The following is a 26,036-nucleotide window of genomic DNA, read 5'->3' on the forward strand; positions in this document are numbered from 1 at the left end:
CGGATTGGGTTCGCGCCTGAAGAACAATAGCGAGGTGCCGTCCAGTTATTACTTCAACCTGGCGACCTGGCACACCATCAACCTGGCTTACACCCCGCGGGTGGAGCGCGAGTTGAAGGATCTTTATCGCGATGTGGTCGAGCGCGACAAGTTCGACATGCTGCTGAACCTGATCCGGGATCGGGCCGGTCACTGGCTGGCGTTGCGCATGGAAGCTGGGAAAATCGCCCTTTCGGACGCGCAGCAAACCACGCTGGATTTGCCAAAACTCAGGCCTGCCCAAATGCTGGTCCTGCAACGAGACCAGTTTAATGACGCCATCGGCGGCCTGACCGCCAGCGTGGAAAATACCGTGCGCGAGCTGTTGCGGGCTTCGGGGGTGCGCCCGGAACAGGTGCAAACCGTGTTCTTTACCGGCGGCGCCAGCGGTGTTCCCCTGCTGCGCGCCCGGATTGCGGCGGTGGTGCCGGATGCGCGCAAGGTGGAAGGTGACTTGTTCGGCAGCGTCGGCGCCGGACTGGCGCTGGATGCGTCACGCATCTTCAAGTGAATTTATTACAATAGTTAAATCAATTGGTTAGCGTATTTATCTAATGTAATTTATGTCTTTCGTCTGTCTGCCTCAAGCCCCGCCCAGCATCAAGGCGCCATAGATGACAGCAGGTTGTATCTTGCTACTGCCCGCACTAAGTGCTTGAATGGCTGCACTGGCGCAATCACCGGCGCCCGTTCTTGACTCCCCCCGGAAAGCGTTGTTGCCGACACGGCCACCACGCTCATCCCCGAAGTACTGTGCTGTACCTTCTAAAGGAAACATCATGAAATTGAACATGGGCAGTCTGGATCGCGGCTTGCGCGTTGCCGCAGGCGCTGGCTTGTTGATCGCAACCGCAATGGGCGCAATCGGCCTGTGGGGCCTGGTTGGCCTGGTGCCGCTGCTGACAGGCCTGTCTGGTTATTGCCCCTTGTACAGCCTGGTTGGCATGAATACCTGCCCAATGAAAAAATGAAGACAAGTCAAGATCAATGGAGATCTGCATGAACCAGGAGAGCCCCGGCTATCGGTCCCTTACCCGATCGATCTCCAAATCCCTGGAAAGTATGCGCGCCGACCTGCCTGAAGTGATGCAGGCTTTCACTGATCTTGGGCGCGCCGCCTCCAAGGCTGGTGCGCTCGACCCCAAGACCAAGGAGTTGATCGCACTCGCGCTCGGCGTGGCGGCACGCTGTGATGGCTGCATTGGCTTCCATGTCAAGACGCTGGTCAAGCTTGGCGCAAGCAAGGCCGAGTTGCAGGAGATGCTGGCCATGGCCGTCTACATGGGTGGAGGACCGTCCTTGATGTATTCGGCCAATGCGCTGGCGGCATTCGACGAATTTTCACAGGCTTGACTGGCTAACGGCCCTGGCCGGGCGGGCGGTGCTCGCCCGTTCAGGCCCGCCGCTTTGCTCACTTCCCGATCAGCCCGGCTGGAACAGCTCCGGCGACAATGCCGATATCGCCTGGTAGTGGCTCAGGAAAACCTTGCCGCTCAGGTGGTGCAAGAACTCGGTTTTGCCCAGCCGGTCCATCACGGGTCCCTTCACTTCCGACAAGTGCAGCGCGATGCCTGCCGCCTGCAAGCGCTGCTGGATTGCTTCCAGGCTTTCCAGTGCGCTGGCATCGATCTCGTTGACCGCCGAGCATTGCAGTACGACGTGCTGCAGCCCGGGACGGGAAGCAACGGCGTTGTTGACCCAATCTTCCAGGTACCGGGCATTGGCAAAAAACATGTTGCCATCAATGCGCAAGCTGAGCACCGATTCGCCCACGACAACCGTGTGCCGCAATACATTGCGGAAGTGCTCGGTGCCGCGTACCAGCCCGACTTCGGCGATATGCGGCTTGCTGGTTCGGTACAGGTACAGTGCCAGAGAAATCCCCACACCGATGATGAGCCCGGCCTCCACCCCCAGCGCCAGCGTGCCGGCCAGGGTACCCGCCGCAGCGACGAAATCCGGCCGGGAATACGACCAGGTAAAGCGCAATACGCCGAAATCGACCAGCGACAAGACCGCAACGATGATGGTGGCCGCCAGGGTCGCCTGCGGCAAGTAGTACAGCGCCGGCGTCAGGAACAAGGATGCCAGCAACAGCCCGATCGCCGTAAATACGCCGGCAGCGGCAGTCTGCGCGCCGGCATCGAAGTTGACCACCGAGCGCGCGAATCCGCCGGTGACAGGGAAGCCGCCAGTGAGCGACGACGCAATATTGCTGGCGCCCAGGGCAACCAGTTCCTGGTCGGGTTCAATCCGCTGCCGCCGCTTGGCGGCCAGCGTTTGTCCGACCGATACCGACTCGACAAAGCCGACGATGCTGATCAACAAGGCGGGCAGCAGCAGTTGCTGCCAAAGCGCCGGATTCCAGCCTGGCAGGGTAAATGGCGGCAATCCTTGCGGCACCACACCGACGATTGCCACGCCCTGGGCATCGAGCTTGCCCAGCCAGACAGCAATCGAACTGGCCGCGATCGCAACGATCGGCCCGGCCTTTGCCAGTACGTCGGCCAGCCGCAATCCCAGCCCGAGCCGGACCAGCAAGGGCTTGAGCCCCTTGCGCACCCAGAACAGGAACAACAGGGACAATAGCCCAATGGTCAAGGTGAACAGGTTGCTTTGCGTCACACCCCTGACCAGCGCACCCAGCAGCTCGAACAGGCTGTGCCCCTGCGCCTTGATGCCCATGATGTACTTGAGCTGGCTGGCGGCAATGATCAGCCCGGACGCGGTAATGAAGCTGGCAATCACCGGATGGCTCAGGAAGTTCGCGAAAAATCCCAGCCGCAACAAACCCAGCGCCAGCAGCATCACGCCAGACAGGAAGGCCAGCAGGATTGCCGCCTCCCAGTATTGCGGTGATCCGACCTGGGCGAATTGCCCGATTGCCGACGCCGTCATCAGCGACACCACCGCCACCGGTCCGACCGCCAGCACACGGCTGCTGCCGAACACGGCGTAGGCGACCAACGGCGCAATGCTGGCGTAGATGCCGACTTCCGGCGGTAACCCGGCCAGCATGGCGTAGGCCAGGCTTTGCGGGATCAGCATGATGGTGACGATCACCGCCGCCAGCAAGTCACCCGTCAGCGCGCCCCGGTCATAGCGGGCGCCCCATTCCAGTATCGGCAATGACGGCAACCAGCGCCTGAATGCGGATTGCGAAGATTGCCTGCCGTTCATTTATCCGTCATTTCCGGCTGGGCCAGCCATTCCCGCCCTTTCAGCATCCCTTGCCAATACAGCGGCGGCAAGATCCGTTCCTTCAGCAGCCAGGCCAGGCGTGACGGACGGGTGCCGTCGATCAGCCATGTCGGGAAACTCGGCGCGAGCTTGCCGCCATACAAAAACTCGGCCAGCACGATTTTGCCGCGTTCCACGGTCAGCGGGCATGAGCCATAGCCGTCGTAGCGCGCCAGGGTGGCGGCGCCACCCAATGCGGCCAGCACGTTGTGCGCCACCACCGGCGCCTGCTTGCGGGCGGCGGCTGCGGTCTTGGCGTTGGGGGTGTTGGTGGCGTCACCCAGGCCATGCACATTGGCAAAAGTCTTGTGGCGCAGGGTCGCCGGATCGACATCGACCCAGCCGGCAGCGTCGGCCAGCGGGCTGACACGGATGAAATCGGGCGCCACCTGGGGCGGCACCACATGGATCATGTCGAACGACTGCTGGACCGATTCCTTGCTGCCATCGGCATTGGTGCGGGTAAAGGTGGCAATGCGTGCCGGACCGTCGATCGCAGTCAGGTTGTGGCTGAATTTGAGGTCGATGCCATAGCTTTTTACATACTCGTTCAGGGCCGGCACGTACTCCGGCACCCCGAACAGCACGGCGCCGGCGTTGTAGAACTCGATGTCAATCTTGTCCAGCACACCGCTGCGCCGCCAGTGATCGGCGGACAGATACATGGCTTTCTGCGGTGCGCCGGCACACTTGATCGGCATCGGCGGCTGGGTAAACAGCGCCCTGCCCCCCTTCAGTTTCTGGACCAGCTCCCAAGTATAGGGCGCCAGGTGATACAGGTAATTGGACGTCACGCCATTCTGGCCGAGCGTCTCGGCCAGCCCGGGTACACCGGCCCAGTTCAGCTTCAGGCCGGGGCATACGATCAACTGCTCGTACTTCACCACCCGGCAGCCATCCAGGACCAGGGAATTGCGCTCCGGTTCGAACGCCGCTACGGCGGCCTTGATCCAATGCACGCCGCGCGGAATCAGCGAGGCCATGGCGCGGGCAGTTTCCTGCTGCTTGAAGACGCCGGCGCCAACCATGGTCCAACCCGGCTGGTAGTAATGCACGTCGGCCGGATCCACGATTGCAATGTCGAGCTTGGGTGAGCGCGCCAGCAGGCTGGCAGCCACCGCGATACCGGCAGCACCGCCGCCGACGATCACCACCGTATGCTGCGCTTCGGCGACATCCGAAGGCGTCCGGCCTTGATTGACGATCCGGCGCACCAACGCCTTCAGGTCATAGCCGGCCCGGTTGGCGGTTTCCAGGATTTGGGGCAGGTTCAGCTTGCCCGACTGCGACAGCGCCCACATCGTGGTGGAACGCATGCCGGTACGGCAGTACGCCAGCACCGGTTTGGGCATCGACGCCATCAATTCGCCGAACTGCACGCCCTGCTCATCGGAGACCTTGCCGGGTTCGGCCGGCATGTAATGCACCTCCAGGCCGGCGGCGTGCGCGGCGCGCTCGATCTCGCTGTACAAAGGCTGGTCCGCTCCCTCGCCGTCCGGCCGGTTGCAGATGACCGCCCGAAAGCCGGCAGCCTTCAGGCCGTCCAGGTCTGCTGCGCTGATTTGCGGCGCAACAGACAGCTCGTCATTGAGTTTGCGAATGTCCATCCCTGTCTCCTCTGATATTTATGGTGCCGAGAGTGTATCGGTTAAAGCGCGTTCAGCGGTATTTTCAAGTAACGCTGGCCGTTCGATTCCGGTTCCGGCAAATGGCCGGCGCGCATATTGACCTGCACTGACGGCAGGATCAGCACCGGCATTTCCAGCGTGGCGTCGCGCCGGGTCCGCATGGCGACGAATTCTTCCTCGGTAATGCCGTTGCGGACGTGGATGTTGCGTTCACGCTCTTCGTCGACCGTGGTCACGAACTGCACGTCGCGCCCGCCGGGCTGGTAGTCATGGCACATGTACAGACGGGTATGACCGGGCAGGCTCAGCACCTTGTTGATCGACTTGAACAGCGTGCGGGCATCGCCGCCGGGGAAATCGCAGCGCGCCGTACCGTAGTCGGGCATGAACAGCGTGTCGCCGACAAAGGCGACTGTTTGCGTGGCGTCGCTGATCACGTACGTCATGCAGGCCGGCGTATGGCCCGGCGTATGCATGGCGCGGCAGGTCAGGGAGCCGATCTTGACCTCTTCATTGTCGGCAAACAGCCGGTCGAACTGGCTGCCATCTCGGGCAAACCGGCTGTCCGTATTGAACAGATCGCCAAAAACCTGCTGCACGACCTTGATGTTTTCGCCGATACCGACTTTTCCGCCGAGTTTCTCCTTGATGTACGGCGCGGCCGACAGATGGTCCGCATGCACATGGGTTTCCAGGATCCACGCCAGGCTAGCGCCGAGTTCCTGCACGCGGGCGATCAAGAGATCGGCCGAAGCGGTACGGGTGCGTCCGGATTTCGGATCGTAATCGAGCACGCTGTCGATTACCGCTGCCTGCCGGGTTTCCGTGTCCAGCACGATATAGCTGACGGTCGAGGTGGCGGCGTCGAAGAAGCCTTCAACTTGCATCTTGCTTTGCGGATTCATGTGACTGGTCTCCATTGCAGCGCTGAAAATCAGCGCATTGACCTAGCTATTGCAAGATGCTTGCCCGCATACAATCTGTATCGTCAAGCTATTGAATATAAACACATTTATATTATTAAGCTAGATTTTACATGAGGTGCTGCCAGCACGCTGGCACTGCCAATGGCAGTAGTTGGCAGTGCTAATGGCAGTCGTTGCGCGGACACTTCCGTGCAGTCCGAATCAGCAATCCATCACGTCAATCCAGGCCCAGGGTTTTCAGCCGCCGGTACAAGGACCGCTCACTGATGCCCAGTGCAGTGGCCAGTTCGCGCCGGGTACCGGTGAAACCGGCAATCATCCGACGCTGCTCTTCATCGCCATCGTTGGCTTGGTGCAAGGAAGATGCTCTCCCCTGCTCCGGATGCACGATTTCCGGCGGCAGATGCTCCGCCAGGATGACACCCTGGTCGGCAAAAAGCCGGGCCCGCTCCAGCGCATTGCGCAGTTCGCGAATATTCCCCGGCCACGAATAGCTGCGCAACAGCGCCATTGCCCCCGGATCGACGCCCAGCCGGCCCGGGCCGCCACTTTGGCGCTGCAACATCGTATTGACCAGCAAGGGAATATCCGACAATCGCTCACGCAGTGCCGGCAAGTGGATCGGAAACGCGCTGATGCGGTAGTACAGGTCCTGCCGGAAACGACCATCCGCCACCATCTCGCGCAGCGGCTTGTGGGTGGCCGCCACCAGACGGAAATCGGCATGCAGCGTATCGGTGCCGCCAACCCGCCGAAAGGTGCCGGATTCGATCAGGCGCAGCAGCTTGACTTGCATGGCCAGCGGCACATCGCCGATTTCGTCCAGGAACAGCGTGCCGCCGCGGGCGGTTTCCACCAATCCCTGCTTGCGGTTGATGGCGCCGGTAAAAGCGCCCTTTTCATAACCGAACAGCTCGCTTTCGAACAATGTTTCCGTCAGCCCGGAACAATCAACGACAACAAAAGGCTTGCCAGCGCGCTCGCTGGCCTCATGCACCGCCCGCGCAAACAATTCCTTGCCGGTACCGGATTCGCCCAGCAGCAGCACCGGCAGCATCGACGGCGACACCCGCTCCAGCGCCGCAATTGCAGTATTGAAAGCGGCAGAACTGCCGACCAGTCCCTCCGTACTGGGTCGCGCCGATGCGCTGCGAACGACCGCCAGCCGCTCCACGTAGGCCACGATTTCCTGCTGCCCATCGAGGATCGGCCGCAATTCGACATCCACATGCTCTGGCCCGCGCGGCGTATGGTGGATATGCAGCACCCGGTCCCGCCCACGGGTCTCGATCGCCCGCTTCATCGGACAATGCTCGCCAGCCTGGTCACAGGGCACATCGTAATGGTGCGAGATCCGATAGCACTTTTGACCGATATAAGGCTTGTCGTCCGTCGCAAACTGGCGGCGGTACGCCAGGTTGGCGGCCAGGATGTTGTAGCCGGTATCGAGTACGATCATCGGATGCGGCTCTTGTTCCAGGTAGGAAATCAGGGCTTGCACCTGGGCGGGCGTGGTCGCCACGGCCAGGCGCGGTGCGCCTGCGTCGGGGCTTGCTGTGTCAGAGTCGGTTTGCGAGGGTGGCATGGACGGGCAACTCGATGGGTAAGATGGCGCAGGACAGGGCTGGCATGCTTCGACTACTGCCATGCTGCCAGCAATGGCAGTGGTTATGGCAGTAAGAATAGCAGACACCAAAAAAAGTCTGATCCGTCGTGCGTCGCCTACGAGGACGATTTCAAATAAGCCGCGAGTGCATTTTTCCTCGCGTCATCATTCGGCTTGGCTGGGCTAGCGGCTGCGCAAATCACTCCTGCTTCCCGACTGATCCATCACCGCACCCAGTTGCATCAGGCTTTGCAAATTGTGAACCGGCACGAACCGGTCGACGTGCGGCAACATGGCGCGGATCCCGGCCGGCCTGGCTTCAAAGCCCGGGTAGCGCAATAAAGGATTGAGCCAGACCAGACTGTTGCAGGAGCGCCTGAGCCGGGCCATTTCCAGTCCGAGTTGCACGGCGTTGTCGCTGTCTAGCCCGTCGGTAATCAGCAGCACCACCGCGCCCTGCCCCAGCAAGCGGCGGCCCCAGCGCTGGTTGAAGTCGTGCAGGCAGGCGGCGATGCGGGTACCGCCTGCCCAATCCTGCACCGCGCCCGCCACCTTGTCGAGCGCCACGTCCACGTCGCGCCCGCGCAAGGCGCGCGTGATGTTGGACAAGCGGGTGCCGAACAGGAAACTCTGGACCCGGCTGCGGTCATTGCTCACCGCATGGATGAAGTGCAGCAGCATGCGTGTGTAGCTTTCCATCGAGCCGGAGATATCGCACAGGATGACGATTGCGGGCGGCCGCTTGCGGATGGCCCGATAGCGCAGATCAAGCAGGCCAGCGCCCGACTTCATCATTTGTCGCAGGGTATTGCGCAGGTCGATGCGCCCGCCATGCGAACGCGCGCGGTAACGTCGCGTGACGATGCCGGGGAATTGCAGGCGCATGCCGGCCAGCAGTTTTTTGGCTTGCGCGAGCTCTGCCGGCGTCATGGCAGCGAAATCGCGCGTTTGCAGCAGCTCCTGCGCGGACAAGGTCAGCGATGCATCAAGCTCCATTTCCGGCGGCAAGTCGGGGCTGTCTTGCGGTGGGCGCAGCGCGCCAGGCCAGAGCGCATGGGCCAGCCGTGGCGACACCGGCACCTGGGTGGAATCCGGCTTGCGCAGTCCGCCGCCGAGTTGCGCCAGCAGCGCCTGCAACTGCTGCGCGCCCCGCGCCGGATCGCGCCAGAAAAGCTGGAACGCCTGCTCGAAGATGAACTGGTGCTCATGCCGGTTGACCAGCACCGTATTGAGCGTGGCGCGAAAGTCATCGCGCCGATCTAGGCCAACCACTTCCACGGCGCGCAAGGCGTCAATGACCTTGTCCGGCCCCAGCGGCAAGCCGGCGTGGCGCAGTACGCGCACAAAGCGCACCACATTCTCGGCCAGCGTACCGGGCGCGGTCGCTGCCGGTGCCGGCCCGGGCCCCTGGTCGCCTGCGGCAGGCATCAGCGCCCCGCTTCTTCGTCGTGACGGATCGACTCCACCATGCCACTGATCTGTTGGCTGCTGACACTGGCCAGGTCGTCCTGGTATTTCAGCACCACACCCAGGGTGTCTTCCACCGTTTCCGGATCGAGCCGGATCTTGTCGAGTGCGGTCAGGCAGGCCGCCCAGTCGATGGTTTCGGCCACGCCCGGCAGCTTGTACAAGGGCATCTGCCGCAGCCGGGCAATGAAGGCCACCACTTCGCGGCTCAGGATGTCCGCCGCCTGCGGCACCTTGCGCCGGACGATCTCCAGTTCGCGCGCCTGGTCCGGATAATCGACCCAGTGATAAAAGCAGCGGCGCTTGACGGCGTCATGAATCTCGCGCGTGCGGTTGGAGGTGATGATGACCAGCGGCGGCTGCGCAGCCTTGATCGTGCCCAGTTCGGGAATGGTGACCTGGTATTCGGCCAGTACTTCGAGCAGGTAGGCTTCGAACGGTTCGTCGCTGCGGTCGAGTTCGTCGATCAGCAACACTGCCGGGCCGCTGTCGTCGCTTTGCAGTGCTTGCAGCAAGGGCCGCCGGATCAGGAAACGCTCAGTGAAAATATCTGCCGCCAGCTTGTCGCGCGTGTCCGGGCCGACTGTTCCCGCCGCTTCGGCCAGCCGGATTTCGATCATCTGGCGCGGGTAGTTCCATTCGTAAACCGCGCTGGCGGTGTCCAGCCCTTCATAACACTGGAGCCGCAGCAGCCGCCGTCCGAGCGCGGCTGACAAGACCTTGGCGACTTCGGTCTTGCCGGTGCCGGCTTCGCCTTCGAGGAATAGCGGCCGGCCCATTTTCAGCGCCAGCAAGATGGTGGTCGCCAGCTTGCGATCGGCCACATAGTCCTGGCTGGCGAGTAAGGCCAGGACTTGGTCAACAGTTCCGGGGAGTGCTTGGGATGGCATCAGGGCTTTGTTTGGTGAACGCGACGGTGCAAGGCTGCAAGGATTGGTCCGGCCTGTCATCGCAGGCCGGACCAACTTTCCATCAACCCAGCGCTTTGCTCACGGCGCGCCCGGCCAGCACCGGTATCAGGTGGGCCCGGTATGCCGCACTGGCGTGCAAGTCGGAATTCAGGTCCGCCGCCGGCATCGTCACCGCCTTTGCCGCGGCTTCGCTGAAATCACGGTCCAGTGCATTTTCAATCGGCGTGGCGCGAAATGCCTGGCTGGCCGATCCGGTAACGGCCACCCGCACTCCGCCCGCGCTCTTGCCGACGAACACGCCCACCAGCGCAAAGCGCGATGCCGCGTTGACGAACTTGATATAGGCGGCCCTTTCAGGTATCGGAAAGTGGACTGCCGTGATCAGTTCGTCACTCGCCAGCGCGGTCTCGAACGGGCCGGTGATGAAGTCGTCGGCCGCGATGCGGCGACGATCGGTCTGTATCGTGGCATTGAGCGCCAGTATGGCCGCCGGATAGCACGCAGAGGGATCGTTGTTGGCCAGCGATCCGCCGATGGTGCCCATGTTGCGCACCTGGGCATCGCCGATTTCGCCGGCCAGGTAAGCCAGCGCCGGTATGGCCTGTCGCACCTCGGCCGATGCCGCCACGTCGGCGTGGCAGGTGCCCGCGCCGATCACGATCGTGTTGCCTTCGCGCCGGATGCCGGACAAGTCTTTAATCTGGCCGAGATCGACCAGCGCGCCGGGCGCAGCCAGCCGCAGCTTCATTGCGGCGACCAAGCTCTGGCCGCCGGCCAGCGCAGTCCCCTGTGCCTGGCCGAGCAAGGCCACCGCAGCGTTGATGCTGGTCGGCTGGTGCAGTTCGAATGGATGCATGTTGGTCTCCTTATGCGGCCGTGGTGGCAGGGGATGGGGCCGCTGTACGGGCCGATGTGATCGCCATCCAGACCCGGTGCGGTGTGGCCGGCATCGCGATGTCGGTTACCCCCAGCGGCGCCAGTGCGTCGATCACGGCATTGATTACCGCCGGCGGCGAACCGATCGCGCCAGCCTCGCCGCAGCCCTTCACGCCGAGCGGATTATGGGTGCACGGCGTGACCCGGTTCCCGACCTTGAAGTTGGGCAGGTCTTCTGCGCGCGGCATGCTGTAGTCGAGGTAGCTGCCCGACAGCAGCTGTCCGCTCTGTTTGTCGTAGACGCAGTTTTCCATCAGCGCCTGGCCGATGCCTTGCGCCAGGCCGCCATGCACCTGGCCCTCCACAATCATCGGATTGACGATATTGCCGAAATCGTCGACGGCAGTCATCGCCACGATCTCCACCACGCCGGTTTCCGGATCGACCTCGACCTCGCAAATGTGGGCGCCGGCGGGATAGGTGAAATTGGTCGGGTCGTAGAACGCGGTTTCATCCAGCCCCGGCTCCAGCTCGGTGAGCGGATAGTTATGCGGCACGTAGGCGGAAAACGCCACCTGGCCGAACGGCACATTGCGGTCCGTGCCCGCAATGCTGAACTTGCCGTCCTTGAATTCGATGTCGCCGGCCGATGCTTCCAGCAAGTGGGCGGCAATTTTCTTGCCCTTGTCGACGATCTTGTCGATCGCCTTCATGATGGCGGTGCCGCCCACGGACAGTGAACGCGACCCATAGGTGCCCATGCCGAACGGCACCCGCCCGGTGTCGCCATGGACAATATCGATCTGGTCGAAGGGCACACCGAGCCGGTCGCTGACGATCTGCGCGAACGTCGTTTCATGCCCCTGGCCGTGGCTATGGGAGCCGGTAAATACGGTGATGCTGCCAGTCGGGTTGACGCGCACCTCGCCGACCTCATACAGGCCGGCCCGGGCGCCGAGCGCGCCGGCAATGTTCGACGGCGCCAGGCCACACGCCTCGATATAGGTCGAGTAACCTAGGCCACGCAGCTTGCCGCGCTTTTTGGCTTCATCACGGCGCGCCGCAAAACCGGCCACATCCGCCAACGCGATGGCGCCGTCGAGGCAAGCGTTGAAGTCGCCGGTGTCGTACTGCAGCGCAACCGGGGTCTGGTAAGGAAAGCTGGTGATGAAATTGCGGCGGCGCAAGGCAACATCGTCGATCTTCATCTCGCGCGCCACGGCCGACACCAGCCGTTCCACCACATAGGCGGCTTCCGGCCGTCCGGCGCCGCGGTAGGCATCTACCGGCGCGGTATTGGTGAACACGCCGTCCACTTCGCAATAGATCTGCGGCGTGGTGTACTGCCCGGCCAGCAAGGTCGCATACAAAATGGTCGGCACCGAGGTGGCAAAGGTCGACAGGTAGGCGCCCAGGTTGGCCACCGTATGCACCCGCATTGCCAGGAACTTGCCGTCGGCGTCAACCGCCATTTCGGCCAGGCTGGCATGGTCGCGGCCATGGGCATCGGTCAGGAATGACTCGGAACGCTCGGCGGTCCATTTCACCGGACGGTTCACTTTTTTCGAGGCCCAGGTAACCACCACATCCTCGGCGTACAGGAAAATTTTCGAGCCGAAGCCGCCACCGACATCCGGTGCGATGACGCGCATCTTGTGTTCCGGCAGGCCCATCACGAAGGCGGTCAGCAGCAAGCGTTCGACGTGCGGATTCTGGTTGGCGACATACAAGGTGTAACTGTCGTCGGCGCGGCTGTAATGGCCGATGGCGGCGCGCGGTTCCATGGCGTTTGGCACCAGCCGGTTGTTGGTCAGGGGCAGCCGGGTAATGTGTGCAGCGCTGGCAAACGCCGCATCGACTGCGGCCTTGTCGCCCAGGGACCATTTGTAGCAGCGATTGTCGGGGGCAATGTCATGCACCACGGCTGCGCCTGGCTTGATGGCGTCGCTGGCATCGACGATGGCCGGCAGCACGTCGTAGCGCACATCGACCAGTTCGGCCGCCTCTTTGGCCTGCATGTAGGTCGCGGCAATGATGACGGCCACCTGGTCGCCGACATAGCGCACCTTGCCCTGCGCCAGCGCCGGATGGGCCGGCTCTTTCATCGGCTGGCCGGCAACGTCCGTGATCAGCCAGCCGCATGGCACGCCGCCGATCTTGTCAGTGGCCAGGTCCTCGCCGGTGAAGATGGCCAGCACGCCGGGCGCGGCCAGCGCCGCGCTCTTGTCGATGGCGACGATATGAGCATGGGCATGGGGCGAGCGCAGGAAATAGGCGTGGGTCTGCCCTTGCAGCTCGATGTCATCGGTGTAGCGGCCGCTGCCGGTCACGAAACGGTAATCTTCCTTGCGCCGGACCGACGCGCCGATGCCGCTGTGGAGTTCAGCTGGAGCATTCATCTCAGGCACCTCCCATATTGGCGGCACCAAGCTGGATCGCCTTGACGATGTTGTGGTAGCCGGTGCAACGACACATGTTGCCGCGGATCTGCTCACGCACCAGCGCTTCCGTGACATCCAAATTGCGCTGCGCAATGTCGATGGCGCACATGATCATGCCGGGCGTGCAAAAGCCGCATTGCAAACCATGGCACTCCTTGAATGCGGCCTGCATCGGATGCATGTCGCCGTTGGCTGCCGCCACGCCCTCGATGGTGGTCACCTCGGCCCCCTGGAACTGGGCTGCCAGCGCCGAACAGGATTTCACCGCGCGGCCATTGACCATGACGGTACAGGCGCCACACTGGCTGGTATCGCAACCGACGTGGGTTCCGGTGAGATGCAGGTTTTCGCGCAGCAACTGGACCAGTAGCGTGCGCGGATCGATGTCCGCGCTGACCGGATTGCCGTTGACGCTCAGGGATACATGAATAGCCATTGCCTCGACTCCTTGTGGGATTTGGTCAGGGCGATGCAATGGCAGGAAGATGAACGCTGGTTCGCAAGCAGCCCCGGCAAGCAAATGCCGGAGCCGAAGCTGTCGTCCCCTCGTTATCCGATCACCAGGCAGGTCGCCTCGTTACCGTTTTTATTTTCTTCAGCGCGTTCAGCAGAAAAGGGAGCACAACAGTTACCACGGCCTCTTGCTGCCAGGCCACAGGGTACTGCCGGCGACAATCCCTTGTTTGCGGAAAATCAATCATAGCAGCAAGCGATGCGTTTGCGCATGGGGGTTCCCGCGCAGTCGCGCCACCTTGATTCAACGCTTCCCGCCGACAAAAGTAAGCCGAGGTCGTCGCAAACTGCGGCCACCTCGCGAAGGCGGCTGCGCCGCGTAATCCCTACTCTGCCGTCTTGCTTCACAGCAAGCCAAGCCTGATCCGGTTATCCTCTGCGGGTGCAAGCTCGTTGCCGACGCCCCGCACGGGCACGCGCACCGCCACCCCTGCCCTTGTCCATCAACTCACGGCATTCCATGCAATCAAACCGTACGCTGACGACCTCCTCCATCGCCCTGCTCACGCTGGCGCCGCTGCTGTGGGCCGGCAATACGGTGACTGGTCGCCTGGTGCACGACCTGGTGCCGCCGATGACCCTGAATTTTTTCCGCTGGACCATCGCGCTGATGATCTTGTTGCCGTTTGGCGGCCATGTGCTGCGCCGCAGCAGCGTGCTGTGGCAACACTGGCGCCGATATGCACTGATCGGCTTGCTGGGCGTGGGCATGTACAACGGGTTGCAGTACCTGGCGCTGCAAACCTCCACGCCGATCAATGTCGCGCTGGTGGGCGCCGGCATGCCGGTCTGGATACTGCTGGTGGGGGTACTGTTCTTCAAGAGCCGGGTCACTCGCCTGCAAATTGCCGGTTCGGTGGTGTCGATTGCCGGCGTGCTGCTGGTGCTGTGTCGCGGCGATATCGACCAATTGCTGGCATTGCGTCTGGTGCCGGGCGATATCTTCGTCATCATCAGCACCATTGCCTGGGCGTTTTACAGCTGGCTGTTGATGCAGCCAAAAGACCCACCCGAAATCCGCGATCACTGGGCCGCGTTCCTGGTGGCGCAGGTCAGTTTTGGCGTCGCCTGGACCGGGCTGTTTGCGGCGGGCGAATGGATTTTCACGGCGCCGCGCATTGTCTGGGGCTGGCCGCTGATTGCGGCGATTGCCTTTGTGTCCACCGGGCCGGCGATCGTGGCGTTCCGTTGCTGGGGCGCCGGCGTGCAACGGGTCGGGCCGGCGATAGGCGGATTTTTCTCCAACCTGACGCCGGTGTTTACGGCGTTGTTCTCGTTGATCTTCCTTGGCGAAGCGCCTCAGTGGTTCCACATACTGGCGTTCGTGCTGGTCATGGTCGGCATCGTGCTGTCGTCGCGCCGGTAGTGAACGGCGGGCAGGGCCGATACTGACCGATCGGCCTGCCCGCCCCAGCTGAGATGTTACTGGTACCACATCAGCGGCGGTATCGCCCCGCAGGCTTAATTGATGGAAAATCGAACGTTGACGACCTTCTTGTCCGCGAAGCTTATCGAAGCAATGGCCTTGCTTCCTTTTACGAGCTTTGCATTCTCCTTGGTCGACATCGCATTGGGGGCGGACGGTTCAAGAGCCAGCTCGCTTTTCTCTCCACCTGTCAGCACAGTCAATTTGCCGGATGCACCGGCAGTCGGCATCGAGTTTCCGTGGTCCTCAACATAGATCATCGCCTTTCCGTCCCGATTGACCAGTTCAAAGCTCAGGTCGCTTGCAGATTGCACGACGCCACCATGTTTCGGTTTGTCGCCGTGTGCGAACGCGCTGGCCGGTAACGATACTGTCAATGCCACCGCCACGAGGGCCATTAGTTTTTTCATTACTTTCTCCAAACTGCGCAGCGGCTTGAATGGGCGCCGCTGCAAATGCCCCTTCCTAATACGCTTCGCGCTCGTGATTGGCGACCAATGCTTCCAGCGGCTGGCGGCCGACCATCCAGAACAGTAAAGGCGTCAGCAGCGAATCCAATATCGTCGAGCTGACCAATCCGCCAAAAATGACGACCGCAACCGGGTGCAGGATTTCTTTCCCGGGTGCGTCCGCTGCCAGGAGCAGCGGGACCAGCGCAAATGCCGCAACGAGTGCGGTCATCAATACCGGTGTCAGGCGTTCCAGTGAGCCCCGCACAATCATGGGTATTCCGAATGTTTCGCCTTCAAATTTGCAGAGATTGATGTAGTGACTGACCTTCAAGATTCCATTGCGGGTTGCAATGCCCGCAAGGGTGATAAAGCCGACCAAGGAAGCCACTGACAGGGAAACGCCAGCGATCCACATCGCAATGACACTGCCGATCAGGGCAAAAGGAATATTCCCCATGATTACCAGGGCCAGTACACCTGACCTGTAGCGTGAATACAGCACCAGAAAGATCATCGTCAGCGAGACCATCGACAAACTGACGATCAGTTTCGTCGCCTGTTCCTGCGCCTGGAACTGACCTTCTATGCTGACGAAGTAGCTGCCGGGCAGCGGTGTGACGGATATCGCCTTGCGCACATCGGCAATCACCTTGGACATGTCCGAGCCATCGGTATTGGCGTACACGACAATTCGACGTCTGCCGCTCTCCCGTCCGATCTGGTTAGGCCCGTCCCCCTCCTCTACCGTGGCAATTGAGGACAATGGTATGCGGCCGGCCGGGCTATCGAGCATGACGCGACCCAGATCCTGCGGCGAACGGTTTTCATCCGGCAAGCGAACCACCAGGTCAAACCGTCGTGACCCATCTACCACCTGGGTGACCCGTTCCCCCGCAGACAGCGTTTCCAATGCTTTGAGTACCTGCGCCGGTGTCACGCCATATTGGGAAGCCTTGCGGTAATCGACGCGCACCTTGATTTGCGGGATGAGCACCTGACGCTCTACTGACAGGTCCACTAAGCCAGGAATGCTCGCCAGTCGCCCGCGCAGGTTTTCCGCCAGTCCACGCAGCGTGTCGATGTCATCCCCATAGATTTTCAAGGCGATTTGCGCCCGTACTCCCGAGAGCAGATGATCGAGCCGGTGCGAGATGGGCTGCCCGATTGCAACCGCGGCCGGGATAACGGCAAGCCGCGCCCGAATGTCGGCCATTACCTCCTCGCGCGTTCGTTCCGAACGCTTCAGGTCCACGTCAATTTCCGAGGAATGGACGCCTTCCGCATGTTCGTCCAGCTCGGCACGCCCGGTTCGACGGCCAACTTTCGTGACCTCCGGGACCTGACCGATCAGCGTTTCCGCCAGCGCCCCCATGCGGTTGGATTCAGCCAGCGAGGTGCCGGGTGTGAAAGTCATGCCCATCACCAAGGACCCTTCGTTGAACGGCGGAAGAAATGCGCGCGGAAAAAATGGCACGGTAGCCGCGGCAAGCATGACCGCTATCGCCGCAGCCATTAAAATCGGCTTTGCACGGGGAAATGACCATTCAAGGACTCTTGCATCCCGCGCCTTCAGATAGCGGACCACTGGACTGTCACCATGCTTGAGCTGCTTCATCTTCGGCAGCAGGCAATACGCAAGTACCGGAGTAACCGTCATCGACACCAGCATCGATGCCAGGATCGAAACGATGTAAGCGATGCCCATTGGCGCGAATAGCCGACCTTCAATACCTGGCAAGGCGAAAAGCGGCACAAACACCAGCACCACAATGACGGTCGCATAAACAATGCCCGAGCGCACTTCTACCGATGCTCGCCAGATCACCTCAAGGACCGAGGGAGGATTGACTTCCGTACTACGCTGCTTTAATCGCCGCAGGATATTTTCCACATCGACGACGGCGTCATCGACCAGTTCACCGATCGCAATCGCCAGGCCGCCCAGGGTCATGACGTTGATTGACTGTCCCAACAGATGAAATGCGACCGCAGTGACCGCAAGGGACAGCGGGATGGCTATCAGTGAGATGGCGGTAGTTCGTACATTCAACAGGAACGCGAACAAAATGATGGCGACGAGAATGGCGCCATCTCGCAGCGCTTCGACGACATTACTGATCGATGCTTCAATGAAGTCGGCCTGGCGAAACAGTACTTCGGGCGCGGACAGACCAGCCGGAAGGCCTTGCTTTAACTCGCCCAGCGCTTTTTCGATTTCCCTCGTCAGTTTTACTGTGTCAGCAGACGGTTGCTTTTGCACGCTCACTATCACGGCAGGATTGCCGTTAAGTCCCGCGTCACCTCGCTTGAACGCCGCCGCATAGCGCACTGATGCGACCTGCTCCAGCAATACCGGTGTGCCGTTGCGATAGGCCACCGCCAGACCCTTTATATCGCCCAGTCGATTGGTGCGCCCGAGATTACGGATCAGGTATTCGCGACCGTTCAAGTCAATGAATCCGCCGCTGGTATTGGCGGCAAAGCCACGTGCCGCAGCCTCGATCTGATCGAGCGTGACATTGAATTGCGCCATGCGGGCCGTGTCTGGCTCGATTCTCAATTGCCGAACTTCCCCGCCAATTGGAATCACTTGGGAGACACCCGATATGGATAGCAGCCTGGGACGTAGCACGAAATCGGCATATTCCCGCGCCTGCATCGGGTCGGCTTTGGAGGAATCGATCGGCAATGCGATCAACATGACCTCGCCCATGATGGAGGAGACCGGGCCCATCACGGGAGTAATGTCGCCCGGCAGTTGTTCCTTGACCAGCGTAAGGCGTTCCGACACCAATTGCCGGTTGCGGTAAATGTCCATACCCCAGTCAAATTCCGCATACACAATCGATAAGCCGACACCGGATACCGAGCGCACGCGAGTGACGCCTGGCATGCCGTTCAACGACGTCTCGATAGGGAACGACACCAACTGCTCAACCTCTTCCGGCGCCATACCGCCGGCCTCGGTCAGCACCGTCACCAGTGGCTTGTTCAGATCTGGAAAAACGTCGACCGGCGTGCGTAGCGCCGACAGCGTGCCAACCGCCACCAGTAGCAACGCAGCCGCCAAAATAAAAAGCCGATTAAGCAGGCTGAAACGAACAATCCAATTGAACATGTGTTCGCCCCTACCTGATCTGGTTGATCAGTGCGGCGCCAGACACCACCACACGGTTATCGGCAGCCAGGCCCTTGGTCACCACGATCGTTTTGGCGTCCAGATTCGCGAACTCAACCGGTAGGGCGATAAACCGTTCAGCGCCGGACTTGATCCACACAATAAATTCATTGGACGGGTTGCGGACCACTGCTTCTGCGGGCAAGGCAAGGCCATTCACCTTATCGGTCAACTGCGCAATCACCGTTACCGGCTGGCCAATCGCAAGGGGGCTATCTTTTGCCTGCGCCCTGAATGTGAGCGGCAGTGCGCCATCCCGCAAACTGCGCGCAGCGCCCAAAAACTGCAGCTCGACACTGGACTCTCCTGCAAGTCGCGCACCGCCGATACGACCGGCGAGCGCCACATCGGTCGTTGTCGCCTCCACCACCAACCGATTCGGGTCAACGATTTCGAGCAGCAGCTCGCGCGCCTCGACTATCTGTCCGGTCATCACGTGCGCCGACGCAATCACCCCCGATGCCGGCGCGCTGACGACTTCAGTTCCGCCAATGCTGTCCGACACGGCCCGTTGACGTCCTGACAAGCTGGCCAATTCCGCCCGCGCGGCATCGATTTCCTTTTGCGGGACGGCGCCCTCCAGCGACTCCAGGCGTTTCACTCGCTGCTCGGCCAACTTGTGATTGGCCCGTATATCCGCCAACTGTGCCTGCTGGTTGCCACGCTCGATGGCGCTGGACACGGGTTTCAAATGCAGCAGCACCTGGCCTTTTTGAACGCGCTGTCCGGCCACGGGCAACCCGCGCGGGCCGGGTTCTACGCGGGCAGCGAACGGGGCCTGGATCCTGCCGCCGGCGTTAGGGTCAATACCGACCTTCCCATTGAGCTCAACGGTCACCGGGTGCTGGACTTGTCGCGCCATCGTGGTACGCAAAGCCATTCGCCGCTGTGCCTGTTTTGGCACGTTGACGCTACCGTCTGGCAACCGGACCAAGCCGGTCGCGTTGCCCGTTCCAACGCCAGCCAGGTGTTCACCGTTCGGACCGTGCGCGCCCGGAGCCGCCATGGCAGCATGAGAGAAAATTGCCGTAGCGATTGCGGCAATAAATAAGGAGGAATTCTTCGTGGACATCATTGTTTCCCGGTTGAGGTTTTGCGGCGGCGCAGTTGGACTGTTGCCAGTCCGACCAACAATGCAGCAATCGCCGCTGCAGCGGCCCAAGCCCATGGAAAGTGGGGGGCGCCGTGCGGGGCATTTCCTGCCTTCACCACGAGCGTCGCTTCCAAAAGATCGCTGTCGTTTCCTGCAGTCAGCGTGAAGATCAATGCGTGATTGCCTGGTTTGGCAAGCGCGGCGAGCAGTTGCTTATCGTCGAAGGCATAGTCGCCATGGTCGGCGTGAAACTTGGCAGGCGCCTTCAATCCGTTGAACTCGACTTCCAATCTGCCGTTGACGACCGGCTCATTGGTCTCATAGCGGTCAATCACGACCGTTAGCTCATCACCCGTCAAATGTCCGACCAACTCGAACGATTCCGTGAAAGTCTCTAGGCGGGGACGGGCAGTGCTGCTTGCCTGCTCAGCGGGGGCGTCAAGGTGTTCGCCGTTGGGGCCATGCGCTCCCGGCGCAGCGAATGCGGCAGACATCGCCACGATATAGAAGAGGACGATATTGAAGAGGTTCATGGAATTATTCCTAGGGCTTGATTCAATCGAGCGTGGGCCAGGCCCACGGCCACTTTCTGCTGGCTCTCGGCATTTTCGGCTTCGTGGGACAAGGCTTGCGAGCGCAACAGGTCTGCCAAGCCACGTTCGCCGAGGCGAAATGCCTTCAAGACAAGTGCCGTGTGCTCCCGTGTCAGCACCGCACGTGAAGATGCCGTTTCCAGCGCGTGTTGCGCCGCTGATAGTTGCTGTCGTGCCAGGCGGATTGCGGCATGCAGTTCTACCTCGACCTGCGCTGCTTGCGCGGTAGCGGCCTCAATCTGCGTGAGTGCGGCCGTTTCCAGCGGGCGATGGCGGGCATTCGTGCCAAAAGGAATTTGCACGGCGATGCCGACGCTGCTGCCGTAAGCGCGAGTGGCGTTGTCGCGGTCACGCCGCACGGACATTCCAAGCGTCGGTGGGGCGCTGCGATTGCGGTTCACCACGTTGAGCGCTCTCTGCGCATGGGTGAGCGTGGTGCTTGCTGCAAGCCTGCGCGGATGCGGTTCGCGCATCGATCCTGCGATGAGTTCCGGCGCTGGCTTCACGACAGCCGGCTGACCGGTGAGCGTGCTGTAGCGCGCATGCGCTTCATTTCTACGCCCCTGCGCCAGCGCTATCGCACCTTGCGCTGCAAGGACCTCTTGCCGCGCGAGGATGCCATCGGTTCGGGCCAGGTCGCCCGCCTTGACTCGTTGCATCACCTCGTCGGCAATGGCCGCCAAATGCGTTTGATGGTCCTGGGCCACAGCCAAGGCCTCGCCGGCCGCAGCAGCTGCCCACATTCGTTCGCGCACTTCCCCGGCAAGCGCAAGTCGCGCTTGGGCGATCTGGGCCTCCAGGTCGTCCGCACCACTTTGCGCCAATGCCTGTCTGGCCGTCTTTTGGCCGGGCAGCCAGATCGGCGTGGAGAGGGAAACCTCGTTTTCCAGCCCGCCGGCCTGGTCAGTCCAACGATCACTACGCTGTGACAGCCCAAGAACGGGTGAACCAGCAATCCAGGTTCGCGCGGCGTCTTGCCCTGCGAGGACTTCGTTGCGCCGCGCTTCCAGCATCCGACCTTGTGGCGAGCGCTGCCAAGCGGCATCGACTGCCGTCTTCAGAACGGGAGATCCGGACTGGGAAAACGCCAATGGCCACACCAGCGCCAAGGCGGCGAACGTACAAATACGGTGAAACAGGTTAATAGCGCGCATGCAATCTCCATTCGGTATCCAGAAAGACTGGCCGAAGGCAAACGCATGCTGCGACGGCTCCAAGCCGGTCAGCGGACTACATCAATCGAATTGAAAAATGCGCGAATACCCTCGGCGAACTAGCCGAGGGAGGACGGAGGTCGTTGGGGCTGTTCAAGAAACCCATCCGGAAGGTCGGACCCGACATGGGCCACCAAAACGGAGCACTGAACTATATTCAGTGGAGGGGGAACGACGGAAGGCAAGGCTGCCGTTTGCTGACAGGAGGAGTGTTCGAACGCGTGCTGCGACGACTCTTCCGAATCATCGTAGTGAATGGATCCGTCGTCCCCGTGATGATGGTCGGTTCCCTGGGTGTGCTCGATTTCGTGCGCAACATTCCAGTTGCTTCCGGCAGCCGGCCCCCCGCCTTGCGCAGCGAACGCGTGCAAGGGCAGCAAAAACAGCAGGAAGATGCAAATCAATCGACGCACGAAGAACTTTTTTGCAGTGATAACAAAGCCTATTATAGGCCCAGTTGTTGAGCAGCGCGCGTGGGGTCCCCCATATTCATGTCGGTGACGGATGTCTGAATTTTGCTGAAATGGCTTACCCGTTACACCCGCCCCAGGGCGCGTAATATCTTCTCCGGCGTCACCGGCTGCGACCAGCATGCCGCCTTGAACGGGGCCAACGCATCATTGATCGCATTCACCACCGCCGCCGGGGCGCCGGCAGTGCCGGCCTCGCCAGCGCCTTTGGCGCCGAGCTTGGAACTGGCCGTCGGCGTTTCCACGTGGGCCACTTCGATGTCCGGCATTTCAGCCGCCATCGGCACCAGGTAATCCGCCATGCTGCCGTTTTGCATGATGCCATTGCCGTCGTACAAGCACTCTTCATACAGTGCGCCGCCGATGCCTTGCACGATTGCGCCACGCATCTGTTCGTCCACCAGCATTGGATTCAACACGCGGCCGCAATCCTCCACTACCCAATGCTTGAGCAGCTTGACGAAGCCGGTGTCGACGTCAACCTCGACGTAGGACGCCTGTATGCCATTGGTAAAAATGAATGGATAGTCGCGCTGCGCATAATGCCGCGTCACCATCAATTCGGACTGGAAGCCGGCCGGCAAGGTGTCGGGCCGGAAGTAGGCAATCCGGCCCAATTCGGCCAGCGGCAGGACCGGCTCGTGCGAATCGGCGTCGACAATCGCATCGCGCCGCAACGTCAGGGAAGCCATCTCCCGCTGCAGGATCGCCGCCGCGACTTTCAGGATATTTTCACGCAGCGCCTGGCAGGCCAGCAGCACTGCCTCGCCGCCAATACCGGCGCCACGCGAGGCCCAGGTGCCGCCGCCGTAGGGCGTCACATCGGTGTCGCCGGTGACGATGCGCACTTTTTCTATACCCACACCGACCGCATCGGCGCTAATTTGCGCATAAATGCCTTCAGTACCCTGCCCCTGCTCGCCCACACCGACCATCACCGTGACTGCGCCACTGGGCTCCAGCCGCGCCGTCGCGCCGTCCTGCGCTGAAATGCGCGCGCCGCCAACGCCATAGAATGCCGCGCTCGGATTGGTCAGTTCGATCACGGTGGCAAAGCCGATTCCGCGATAGACGCCCTTGCTGCGCAGTTCGGCCTGCTCCTTGAGTAGCGCGCCATAGTCGATCATGCTTTCCAGCTTGGCCAGGCAAGCCTGGTGCGACAACACTTCCAGCTTGATGCCGGCCGCTGCTGTGCAGGGATAGGCGTCGTCCGGTATCACATTGCGCCGGCGCAGCTCCAGCGCGTCGATGCCGAGCTTGCGCGCAGCCAGGTCGACCAGGCCTTCAGTCACGGCGCAGGCGATCGGATGCCCGACACCGCGATACTGGCAAGTCGGCGTCTTGTTCTGGAATACGACATCGAGATGGGCGCGGTAAAACTTGTGTTTGTACGGACCACCGACCAGGTTGACCACCTGGTTGCCTTCAATGGCGCTGGTGCGCGGGAACATTGAATAGGGCCCGATGGCGGTCAGGTCATCTATCTCGAACGCCAGGATTTCACCGCTGGCGGTCGCGGCAATGCGCCCCCAGACCCGATGTTCACGGGCATGGATATCAGTGGCAAACGACTCCAGCCGGTCGGCCACGAACTTGATCGGGCGCTTCAACATGATCGACAGCGCCACCGTGGCGAAGTCGTCCGGATACGCATGTACCTTGATGCCGAACGAGCCGCCGACGTCGCGGCAAATCACCCGCACCGCGGACTCCGGCAAATCGAACTGGCGCGAGTACAGATCCTGCATCATGTGCGGCGCCTGCTGCGAATGGTAGACGGTCAGCCGCTGCTGGCCCGCATCCCAGTCGGCGATCTGGGCGCGTGGCTCCAGCGTGACGCCGGTATGGCGGCCGAAATGAAAGGTCGCTTCTTCGACAATATCGGCGTTGGCAAAGGCGTCATCAACGCCGCCGGTGTCGAGGTCGCGCGTAAAGCACAGGTTGTCGCCCAGTTCCGGATGGATCACCGGCGTGGCGGGCGACAAGGCGCTCTCCATGTCGACCACCGGCGTCAACTCTTCCAGTTCGACTTGCAGCAACTGCAGCGCATCCTCGGCCTGGGCGCGGGTCTTTGCAACCACCGCCACCACCGGCTCGCCCTGCCAGCAGACACGCTCCGGCGCCAACGGATATTGCGGCGCCGATTTCATGCCAGGCAAATGCCCGAGCACGGCGACCCAGGGCTTGCACACCTTCGCCATTTCCTGGCCATCGACAATCGCCAGCACGCCGGGCATTTGCGATGCGGCTGCACGGTCGATCGAAATGATCCGCGCATGCGCCAGCGGACTGCGCCAGAACACCACATGGCCCATGCGCGGCAAAGACATGTCGTCCAGGTACTGGCCGCGTCCTTCAGTCAGGCGGCGCGCGCCGCTGCGCGGTACGCTGGCGCCGATATAGCGCGGATCCTCGGTGACGCTGGGTAGCGGCAGGCTGATTTTTTCCGGTGCGTTCATGCGCCTTCTCCCTGTGCTGCCAGGCGGCGTGACTGCATCACGTCGCAAATGGCATCGACAATCGCCTGGTAGCCGGTGCAGCGGCAAAAATTGCCGGCGATCCAGGAGCGCACTTCCTCACGCTCCGCGTCAGGTTGTTTTTCGATCAGTTCAGAGGCCGCCATCAGCATGCCGGAGGTGCAAAACCCGCATTGCAGCGCGTTGTGCCGCACGAAAGCATCCTGCAGGTCGCGCATGGTGCCGGCTTCGGTCAGGCCTTCGATGGTCTGCACTGTCTTGCCGTCGGCCTGCACCGCCAGCACCAGGCAACCGCGCACGATTACGCCGTCCAGTTTTACCGTGCAGGCGCCGCAAACGCCATGTTCGCAGCCCAGGTGCGATCCGGTCAGTTCAAGTTCCGTGCGCAGGAAGTCGACCAGATGCTGGCGCGGTTCCACGTCATAGCTGGCGCGCTGGCCGTTGATGGTGACGTCGATACTGCAAGTGGGTGTGGATATAGTCATTTTCTCGGTCCTCGATCAGGCGCTGATTTTTGCCAACTGACGGCGCAGCAATACCGTCGCCATGTGGCGCTTGGTCGCAGATGAATTGGTCAGGTCGGCCATCGGTTCGTGCTCGCCGGTCAGCTCGGTCGCCAGCATGGCGGCGGCGTCATCGATGCTTGTCGCATCAAGCGCACGGCCGTTGAGCACCGCCTCGGTGCGGCGTGCCCGCAGCGGCGTGTTGCCCACCCCAAGGAAAGACAGGCGCGTATCGGCCAGCAATGCGCCGTCCAGCCGGGCAGCCACCGCCAGGCCGACGATGGCGTAGTCGCCGTGGCGCCGGGCCAGCTCATCGAAGGCGTACTGCCAACCGGCCTGGTGCATCGGGATTTCACAGGCGACCAGCACTTCGCCGGGCTGTAGCGAGGTGGTCAGGATGTCGACAAAGAAATCGGCTGCGGCTATCCGCCGCTCGCCGCTGGCGCCCTGCACGATGATGTCTGCCTCCAGCGCCATCGCGCAGGCGGGCCACTCTGCCGCCGGATCGGCATAGGCGAGCGAGCCGCCAAAGGTGCCCAGGTTGCGAATGGCGCGGTGCGCGATATGCGGTACCGCCATCGCCAGCAAGGGGGCGTGCTGCGCGACCAGCGCCGAATCTTCGATCTCGGTATGGCGGCTCAGTGCGCCGATACGCAGCTTGCCGCCCTGGACGCTGATACCCGACAGCGCCGCGATGCCATTGATGTCGATTAAGACCGCCGGTTCCGACAAGCGCATGTTGAGCGTCGCCAGCAAGGTCTGGCCGCCGGCCAGGAGGCGCGCATCGTCGCCGTGGGTGGCCAGCAGTTTGAACACCTCGGCCAGGCCCGATGGCCGGATGTAATCGAAGGCGGGGGCTTTCATGCTGCCGTCCCGATCGCCGGCTCGCCCGCGATCAATTTTCTGCTCATTGTCATTTTTTCTCCTCCGGGCCTTGCTGGAAAGCCGTTATTTGCGCTGTTGTCTGGTGATACTGCCCTTGC

The 26,036-nt window shown here is 61.8% G+C and carries 22 protein-coding genes and 1 pseudogene; 5 read left to right on the top strand and 18 right to left on the bottom strand.

The genetic code is table 11. From position 1 onward, the window contains the following. The coding region (locus tag Q7T64_RS05975) for an Hsp70 family protein (protein ID WP_304792769.1) at positions 1 to 550 on the top strand (550 nt) is incomplete at its 5' end. Positions 551 to 622: 72 nt separating this feature from the next. Here the strand turns inward: Q7T64_RS05975 and Q7T64_RS05980 are convergent. Next, complete coding sequence (locus Q7T64_RS05980; RefSeq protein WP_304792771.1) at positions 623 to 832, bottom strand: hypothetical protein; 210 nt, start codon at positions 830 to 832, stop codon at positions 623 to 625. On the opposite strand from Q7T64_RS05980, the gene Q7T64_RS05985 reads away from it, so the two are divergent. Both Q7T64_RS05985 and Q7T64_RS05990 read left to right on the top strand, forming a co-directional pair. After that, positions 819 to 1,010 carry a DUF2892 domain-containing protein gene (locus Q7T64_RS05985; RefSeq protein WP_304792774.1) on the top strand — a complete coding sequence of 64 codons (192 nt, stop codon included), beginning with the start codon at positions 819 to 821 and terminating at the stop codon, positions 1,008 to 1,010. The genes Q7T64_RS05980 and Q7T64_RS05985 overlap by 14 nt on opposite strands. Before the next feature lie 28 nt (positions 1,011 to 1,038). Then, the gene (locus Q7T64_RS05990; RefSeq protein ID WP_304792777.1) at positions 1,039 to 1,392 is read left to right on the top strand and encodes a carboxymuconolactone decarboxylase family protein; all 354 of its coding nucleotides are present in this window, start codon (positions 1,039 to 1,041) and stop codon (positions 1,390 to 1,392) included. Between the two features lie 69 nt (positions 1,393 to 1,461). Here the strand turns inward: Q7T64_RS05990 and Q7T64_RS05995 are convergent, their stop codons facing one another. From Q7T64_RS05995 to Q7T64_RS06035, 9 genes and pseudogenes are all read right to left on the bottom strand, one after another. Further along, complete coding sequence (locus tag Q7T64_RS05995) at positions 1,462 to 3,219, bottom strand: SulP family inorganic anion transporter (RefSeq protein WP_304792781.1); 1,758 nt, start codon at positions 3,217 to 3,219, stop codon at positions 1,462 to 1,464. Next, complete coding sequence (locus Q7T64_RS06000) at positions 3,216 to 4,886, bottom strand: bifunctional protein tyrosine phosphatase family protein/NAD(P)/FAD-dependent oxidoreductase (RefSeq protein WP_304792784.1); 1,671 nt, start codon at positions 4,884 to 4,886, stop codon at positions 3,216 to 3,218. The genes Q7T64_RS05995 and Q7T64_RS06000 overlap by 4 nt, the downstream gene beginning before the upstream one ends. 41 nt (positions 4,887 to 4,927) lie before the next feature. Further along, entirely contained in the window at positions 4,928 to 5,812 is an 885-nt protein-coding gene (locus Q7T64_RS06005) for an MBL fold metallo-hydrolase (protein WP_304792787.1), read from the bottom strand. 405 nt (positions 5,813 to 6,217) lie between these two features. Beyond that, a pseudogene (locus Q7T64_RS06010) lies at positions 6,218 to 7,292 on the bottom strand (sigma-54 interaction domain-containing protein); the annotation flags it as partial. A gap of 330 nt (positions 7,293 to 7,622) precedes the next feature. Next, positions 7,623 to 8,867, bottom strand: coding sequence for a VWA domain-containing protein (locus tag Q7T64_RS06015; RefSeq protein ID WP_304792793.1), 1,245 nt, complete (start codon positions 8,865 to 8,867; stop codon positions 7,623 to 7,625). Continuing rightward, positions 8,867 to 9,796: a MoxR family ATPase gene (locus Q7T64_RS06020; RefSeq protein ID WP_304792796.1), complete on the bottom strand. Its 930-nt coding sequence runs from the start codon at positions 9,794 to 9,796 to the stop codon at positions 8,867 to 8,869. Before Q7T64_RS06020 ends, Q7T64_RS06015 begins: the two co-directional genes overlap by 1 nt. An 82-nt stretch (positions 9,797 to 9,878) precedes the next feature. Then, complete coding sequence (locus Q7T64_RS06025; protein WP_304792799.1) at positions 9,879 to 10,673, bottom strand: xanthine dehydrogenase family protein subunit M; 795 nt, start codon at positions 10,671 to 10,673, stop codon at positions 9,879 to 9,881. A gap of 10 nt (positions 10,674 to 10,683) precedes the next feature. Continuing rightward, positions 10,684 to 13,092, bottom strand: a complete 2,409-nt coding sequence (locus Q7T64_RS06030; RefSeq protein WP_304792804.1) for a xanthine dehydrogenase family protein molybdopterin-binding subunit — start codon at positions 13,090 to 13,092, stop codon at positions 10,684 to 10,686. Between the two features lies 1 nt (position 13,093). Then, positions 13,094 to 13,570: a (2Fe-2S)-binding protein gene (locus tag Q7T64_RS06035; RefSeq protein WP_304792807.1), complete on the bottom strand. Its 477-nt coding sequence runs from the start codon at positions 13,568 to 13,570 to the stop codon at positions 13,094 to 13,096. A gap of 537 nt (positions 13,571 to 14,107) precedes the next feature. Here Q7T64_RS06035 and Q7T64_RS06040 point away from each other — a divergent pair. Further along, positions 14,108 to 15,013 carry a DMT family transporter gene (locus Q7T64_RS06040; RefSeq protein ID WP_304792810.1) on the top strand — a complete coding sequence of 302 codons (906 nt, stop codon included), beginning with the start codon at positions 14,108 to 14,110 and terminating at the stop codon, positions 15,011 to 15,013. 95 nt (positions 15,014 to 15,108) lie between these two features. On the opposite strand, the gene Q7T64_RS06045 is transcribed toward Q7T64_RS06040, so the two are convergent. The 5 genes from Q7T64_RS06045 to Q7T64_RS06065 are packed head-to-tail and all read right to left on the bottom strand — an operon-like array spanning position 15,109 to position 21,543. Next, positions 15,109 to 15,483, bottom strand: coding sequence for a hypothetical protein (locus Q7T64_RS06045; protein ID WP_304792813.1), 375 nt, complete (start codon positions 15,481 to 15,483; stop codon positions 15,109 to 15,111). 55 nt (positions 15,484 to 15,538) lie between these two features. Further along, a complete protein-coding gene (locus Q7T64_RS06050) occupies positions 15,539 to 18,643 on the bottom strand; it encodes an efflux RND transporter permease subunit (RefSeq protein WP_304792818.1) in 3,105 nt (1,034 codons plus the stop codon). 10 nt (positions 18,644 to 18,653) lie between these two features. Next, on the bottom strand, positions 18,654 to 19,775 hold the full coding sequence (locus Q7T64_RS06055) for an efflux RND transporter periplasmic adaptor subunit (protein WP_370653263.1): 1,122 nt from the start codon (positions 19,773 to 19,775) through the stop codon (positions 18,654 to 18,656). Further along, the gene (locus Q7T64_RS06060) at positions 19,775 to 20,329 is read right to left on the bottom strand and encodes a hypothetical protein (RefSeq protein ID WP_304792821.1); all 555 of its coding nucleotides are present in this window, start codon (positions 20,327 to 20,329) and stop codon (positions 19,775 to 19,777) included. Before Q7T64_RS06060 ends, Q7T64_RS06055 begins: the two co-directional genes overlap by 1 nt. Further along, the gene (locus Q7T64_RS06065; protein ID WP_304792824.1) at positions 20,326 to 21,543 is read right to left on the bottom strand and encodes a TolC family protein; all 1,218 of its coding nucleotides are present in this window, start codon (positions 21,541 to 21,543) and stop codon (positions 20,326 to 20,328) included. The genes Q7T64_RS06060 and Q7T64_RS06065 overlap by 4 nt, the downstream gene beginning before the upstream one ends. 143 nt (positions 21,544 to 21,686) lie before the next feature. On the opposite strand from Q7T64_RS06065, the gene Q7T64_RS06070 reads away from it, so the two are divergent. Further along, entirely contained in the window at positions 21,687 to 22,067 is a 381-nt protein-coding gene (locus tag Q7T64_RS06070) for a hypothetical protein (RefSeq protein ID WP_304792828.1), read from the top strand. Positions 22,068 to 22,138: 71 nt separating this feature from the next. Here the strand turns inward: Q7T64_RS06070 and Q7T64_RS06075 are convergent, their stop codons facing one another. The 3 genes from Q7T64_RS06075 to Q7T64_RS06085 are packed head-to-tail and all read right to left on the bottom strand — an operon-like array spanning position 22,139 to position 25,917. Beyond that, positions 22,139 to 24,532 (bottom strand): xanthine dehydrogenase family protein molybdopterin-binding subunit, encoded by a 2,394-nt coding sequence (locus Q7T64_RS06075; RefSeq protein ID WP_304792832.1) that lies wholly within the window; start codon positions 24,530 to 24,532, stop codon positions 22,139 to 22,141. Continuing rightward, the gene (locus Q7T64_RS06080) at positions 24,529 to 25,035 is read right to left on the bottom strand and encodes a (2Fe-2S)-binding protein (RefSeq protein ID WP_304792835.1); all 507 of its coding nucleotides are present in this window, start codon (positions 25,033 to 25,035) and stop codon (positions 24,529 to 24,531) included. Before Q7T64_RS06080 ends, Q7T64_RS06075 begins: the two co-directional genes overlap by 4 nt. 15 nt (positions 25,036 to 25,050) lie before the next feature. Next, complete coding sequence (locus Q7T64_RS06085; protein ID WP_304792837.1) at positions 25,051 to 25,917, bottom strand: xanthine dehydrogenase family protein subunit M; 867 nt, start codon at positions 25,915 to 25,917, stop codon at positions 25,051 to 25,053. Positions 25,918 to 26,036 lie beyond the last annotated feature (119 nt).

The organism is Lacisediminimonas sp. (genome assembly GCF_030645335.1).
In the GTDB taxonomy this organism is placed as follows: Bacteria; Pseudomonadota; Gammaproteobacteria; order Burkholderiales; family Burkholderiaceae_D; genus Lacisediminimonas.

Coding starts and splice junctions, on each gene's coding strand:
- Q7T64_RS05985 (WP_304792774.1), top strand. CDS start 819: ATGAAATTGAACATGGGCAGTCTGGATCGCGGCTTGCGCGTTGCCGCA.
- Q7T64_RS05980 (WP_304792771.1), bottom strand. CDS start 832: ATGTTCAATTTCATGATGTTTCCTTTAGAAGGTACAGCACAGTACTTC.
- Q7T64_RS05990 (WP_304792777.1), top strand. CDS start 1,039: ATGAACCAGGAGAGCCCCGGCTATCGGTCCCTTACCCGATCGATCTCC.
- Q7T64_RS05995 (WP_304792781.1), bottom strand. CDS start 3,219: ATGAACGGCAGGCAATCTTCGCAATCCGCATTCAGGCGCTGGTTGCCG.
- Q7T64_RS06000 (WP_304792784.1), bottom strand. CDS start 4,886: ATGGACATTCGCAAACTCAATGACGAGCTGTCTGTTGCGCCGCAAATC.
- Q7T64_RS06005 (WP_304792787.1), bottom strand. CDS start 5,812: ATGAATCCGCAAAGCAAGATGCAAGTTGAAGGCTTCTTCGACGCCGCC.
- Q7T64_RS06015 (WP_304792793.1), bottom strand. CDS start 8,867: ATGCCTGCCGCAGGCGACCAGGGGCCCGGGCCGGCACCGGCAGCGACC.
- Q7T64_RS06020 (WP_304792796.1), bottom strand. CDS start 9,796: ATGCCATCCCAAGCACTCCCCGGAACTGTTGACCAAGTCCTGGCCTTA.
- Q7T64_RS06025 (WP_304792799.1), bottom strand. CDS start 10,673: ATGCATCCATTCGAACTGCACCAGCCGACCAGCATCAACGCTGCGGTG.
- Q7T64_RS06030 (WP_304792804.1), bottom strand. CDS start 13,092: ATGAATGCTCCAGCTGAACTCCACAGCGGCATCGGCGCGTCGGTCCGG.
- Q7T64_RS06035 (WP_304792807.1), bottom strand. CDS start 13,570: ATGGCTATTCATGTATCCCTGAGCGTCAACGGCAATCCGGTCAGCGCG.
- Q7T64_RS06040 (WP_304792810.1), top strand. CDS start 14,108: ATGCAATCAAACCGTACGCTGACGACCTCCTCCATCGCCCTGCTCACG.
- Q7T64_RS06045 (WP_304792813.1), bottom strand. CDS start 15,483: ATGAAAAAACTAATGGCCCTCGTGGCGGTGGCATTGACAGTATCGTTA.
- Q7T64_RS06050 (WP_304792818.1), bottom strand. CDS start 18,643: ATGTTCAATTGGATTGTTCGTTTCAGCCTGCTTAATCGGCTTTTTATT.
- Q7T64_RS06055 (WP_370653263.1), bottom strand. CDS start 19,775: ATGTCCACGAAGAATTCCTCCTTATTTATTGCCGCAATCGCTACGGCA.
- Q7T64_RS06060 (WP_304792821.1), bottom strand. CDS start 20,329: ATGAACCTCTTCAATATCGTCCTCTTCTATATCGTGGCGATGTCTGCC.
- Q7T64_RS06065 (WP_304792824.1), bottom strand. CDS start 21,543: ATGCGCGCTATTAACCTGTTTCACCGTATTTGTACGTTCGCCGCCTTG.
- Q7T64_RS06075 (WP_304792832.1), bottom strand. CDS start 24,532: ATGAACGCACCGGAAAAAATCAGCCTGCCGCTACCCAGCGTCACCGAG.
- Q7T64_RS06080 (WP_304792835.1), bottom strand. CDS start 25,035: ATGACTATATCCACACCCACTTGCAGTATCGACGTCACCATCAACGGC.
- Q7T64_RS06085 (WP_304792837.1), bottom strand. CDS start 25,917: ATGAAAGCCCCCGCCTTCGATTACATCCGGCCATCGGGCCTGGCCGAG.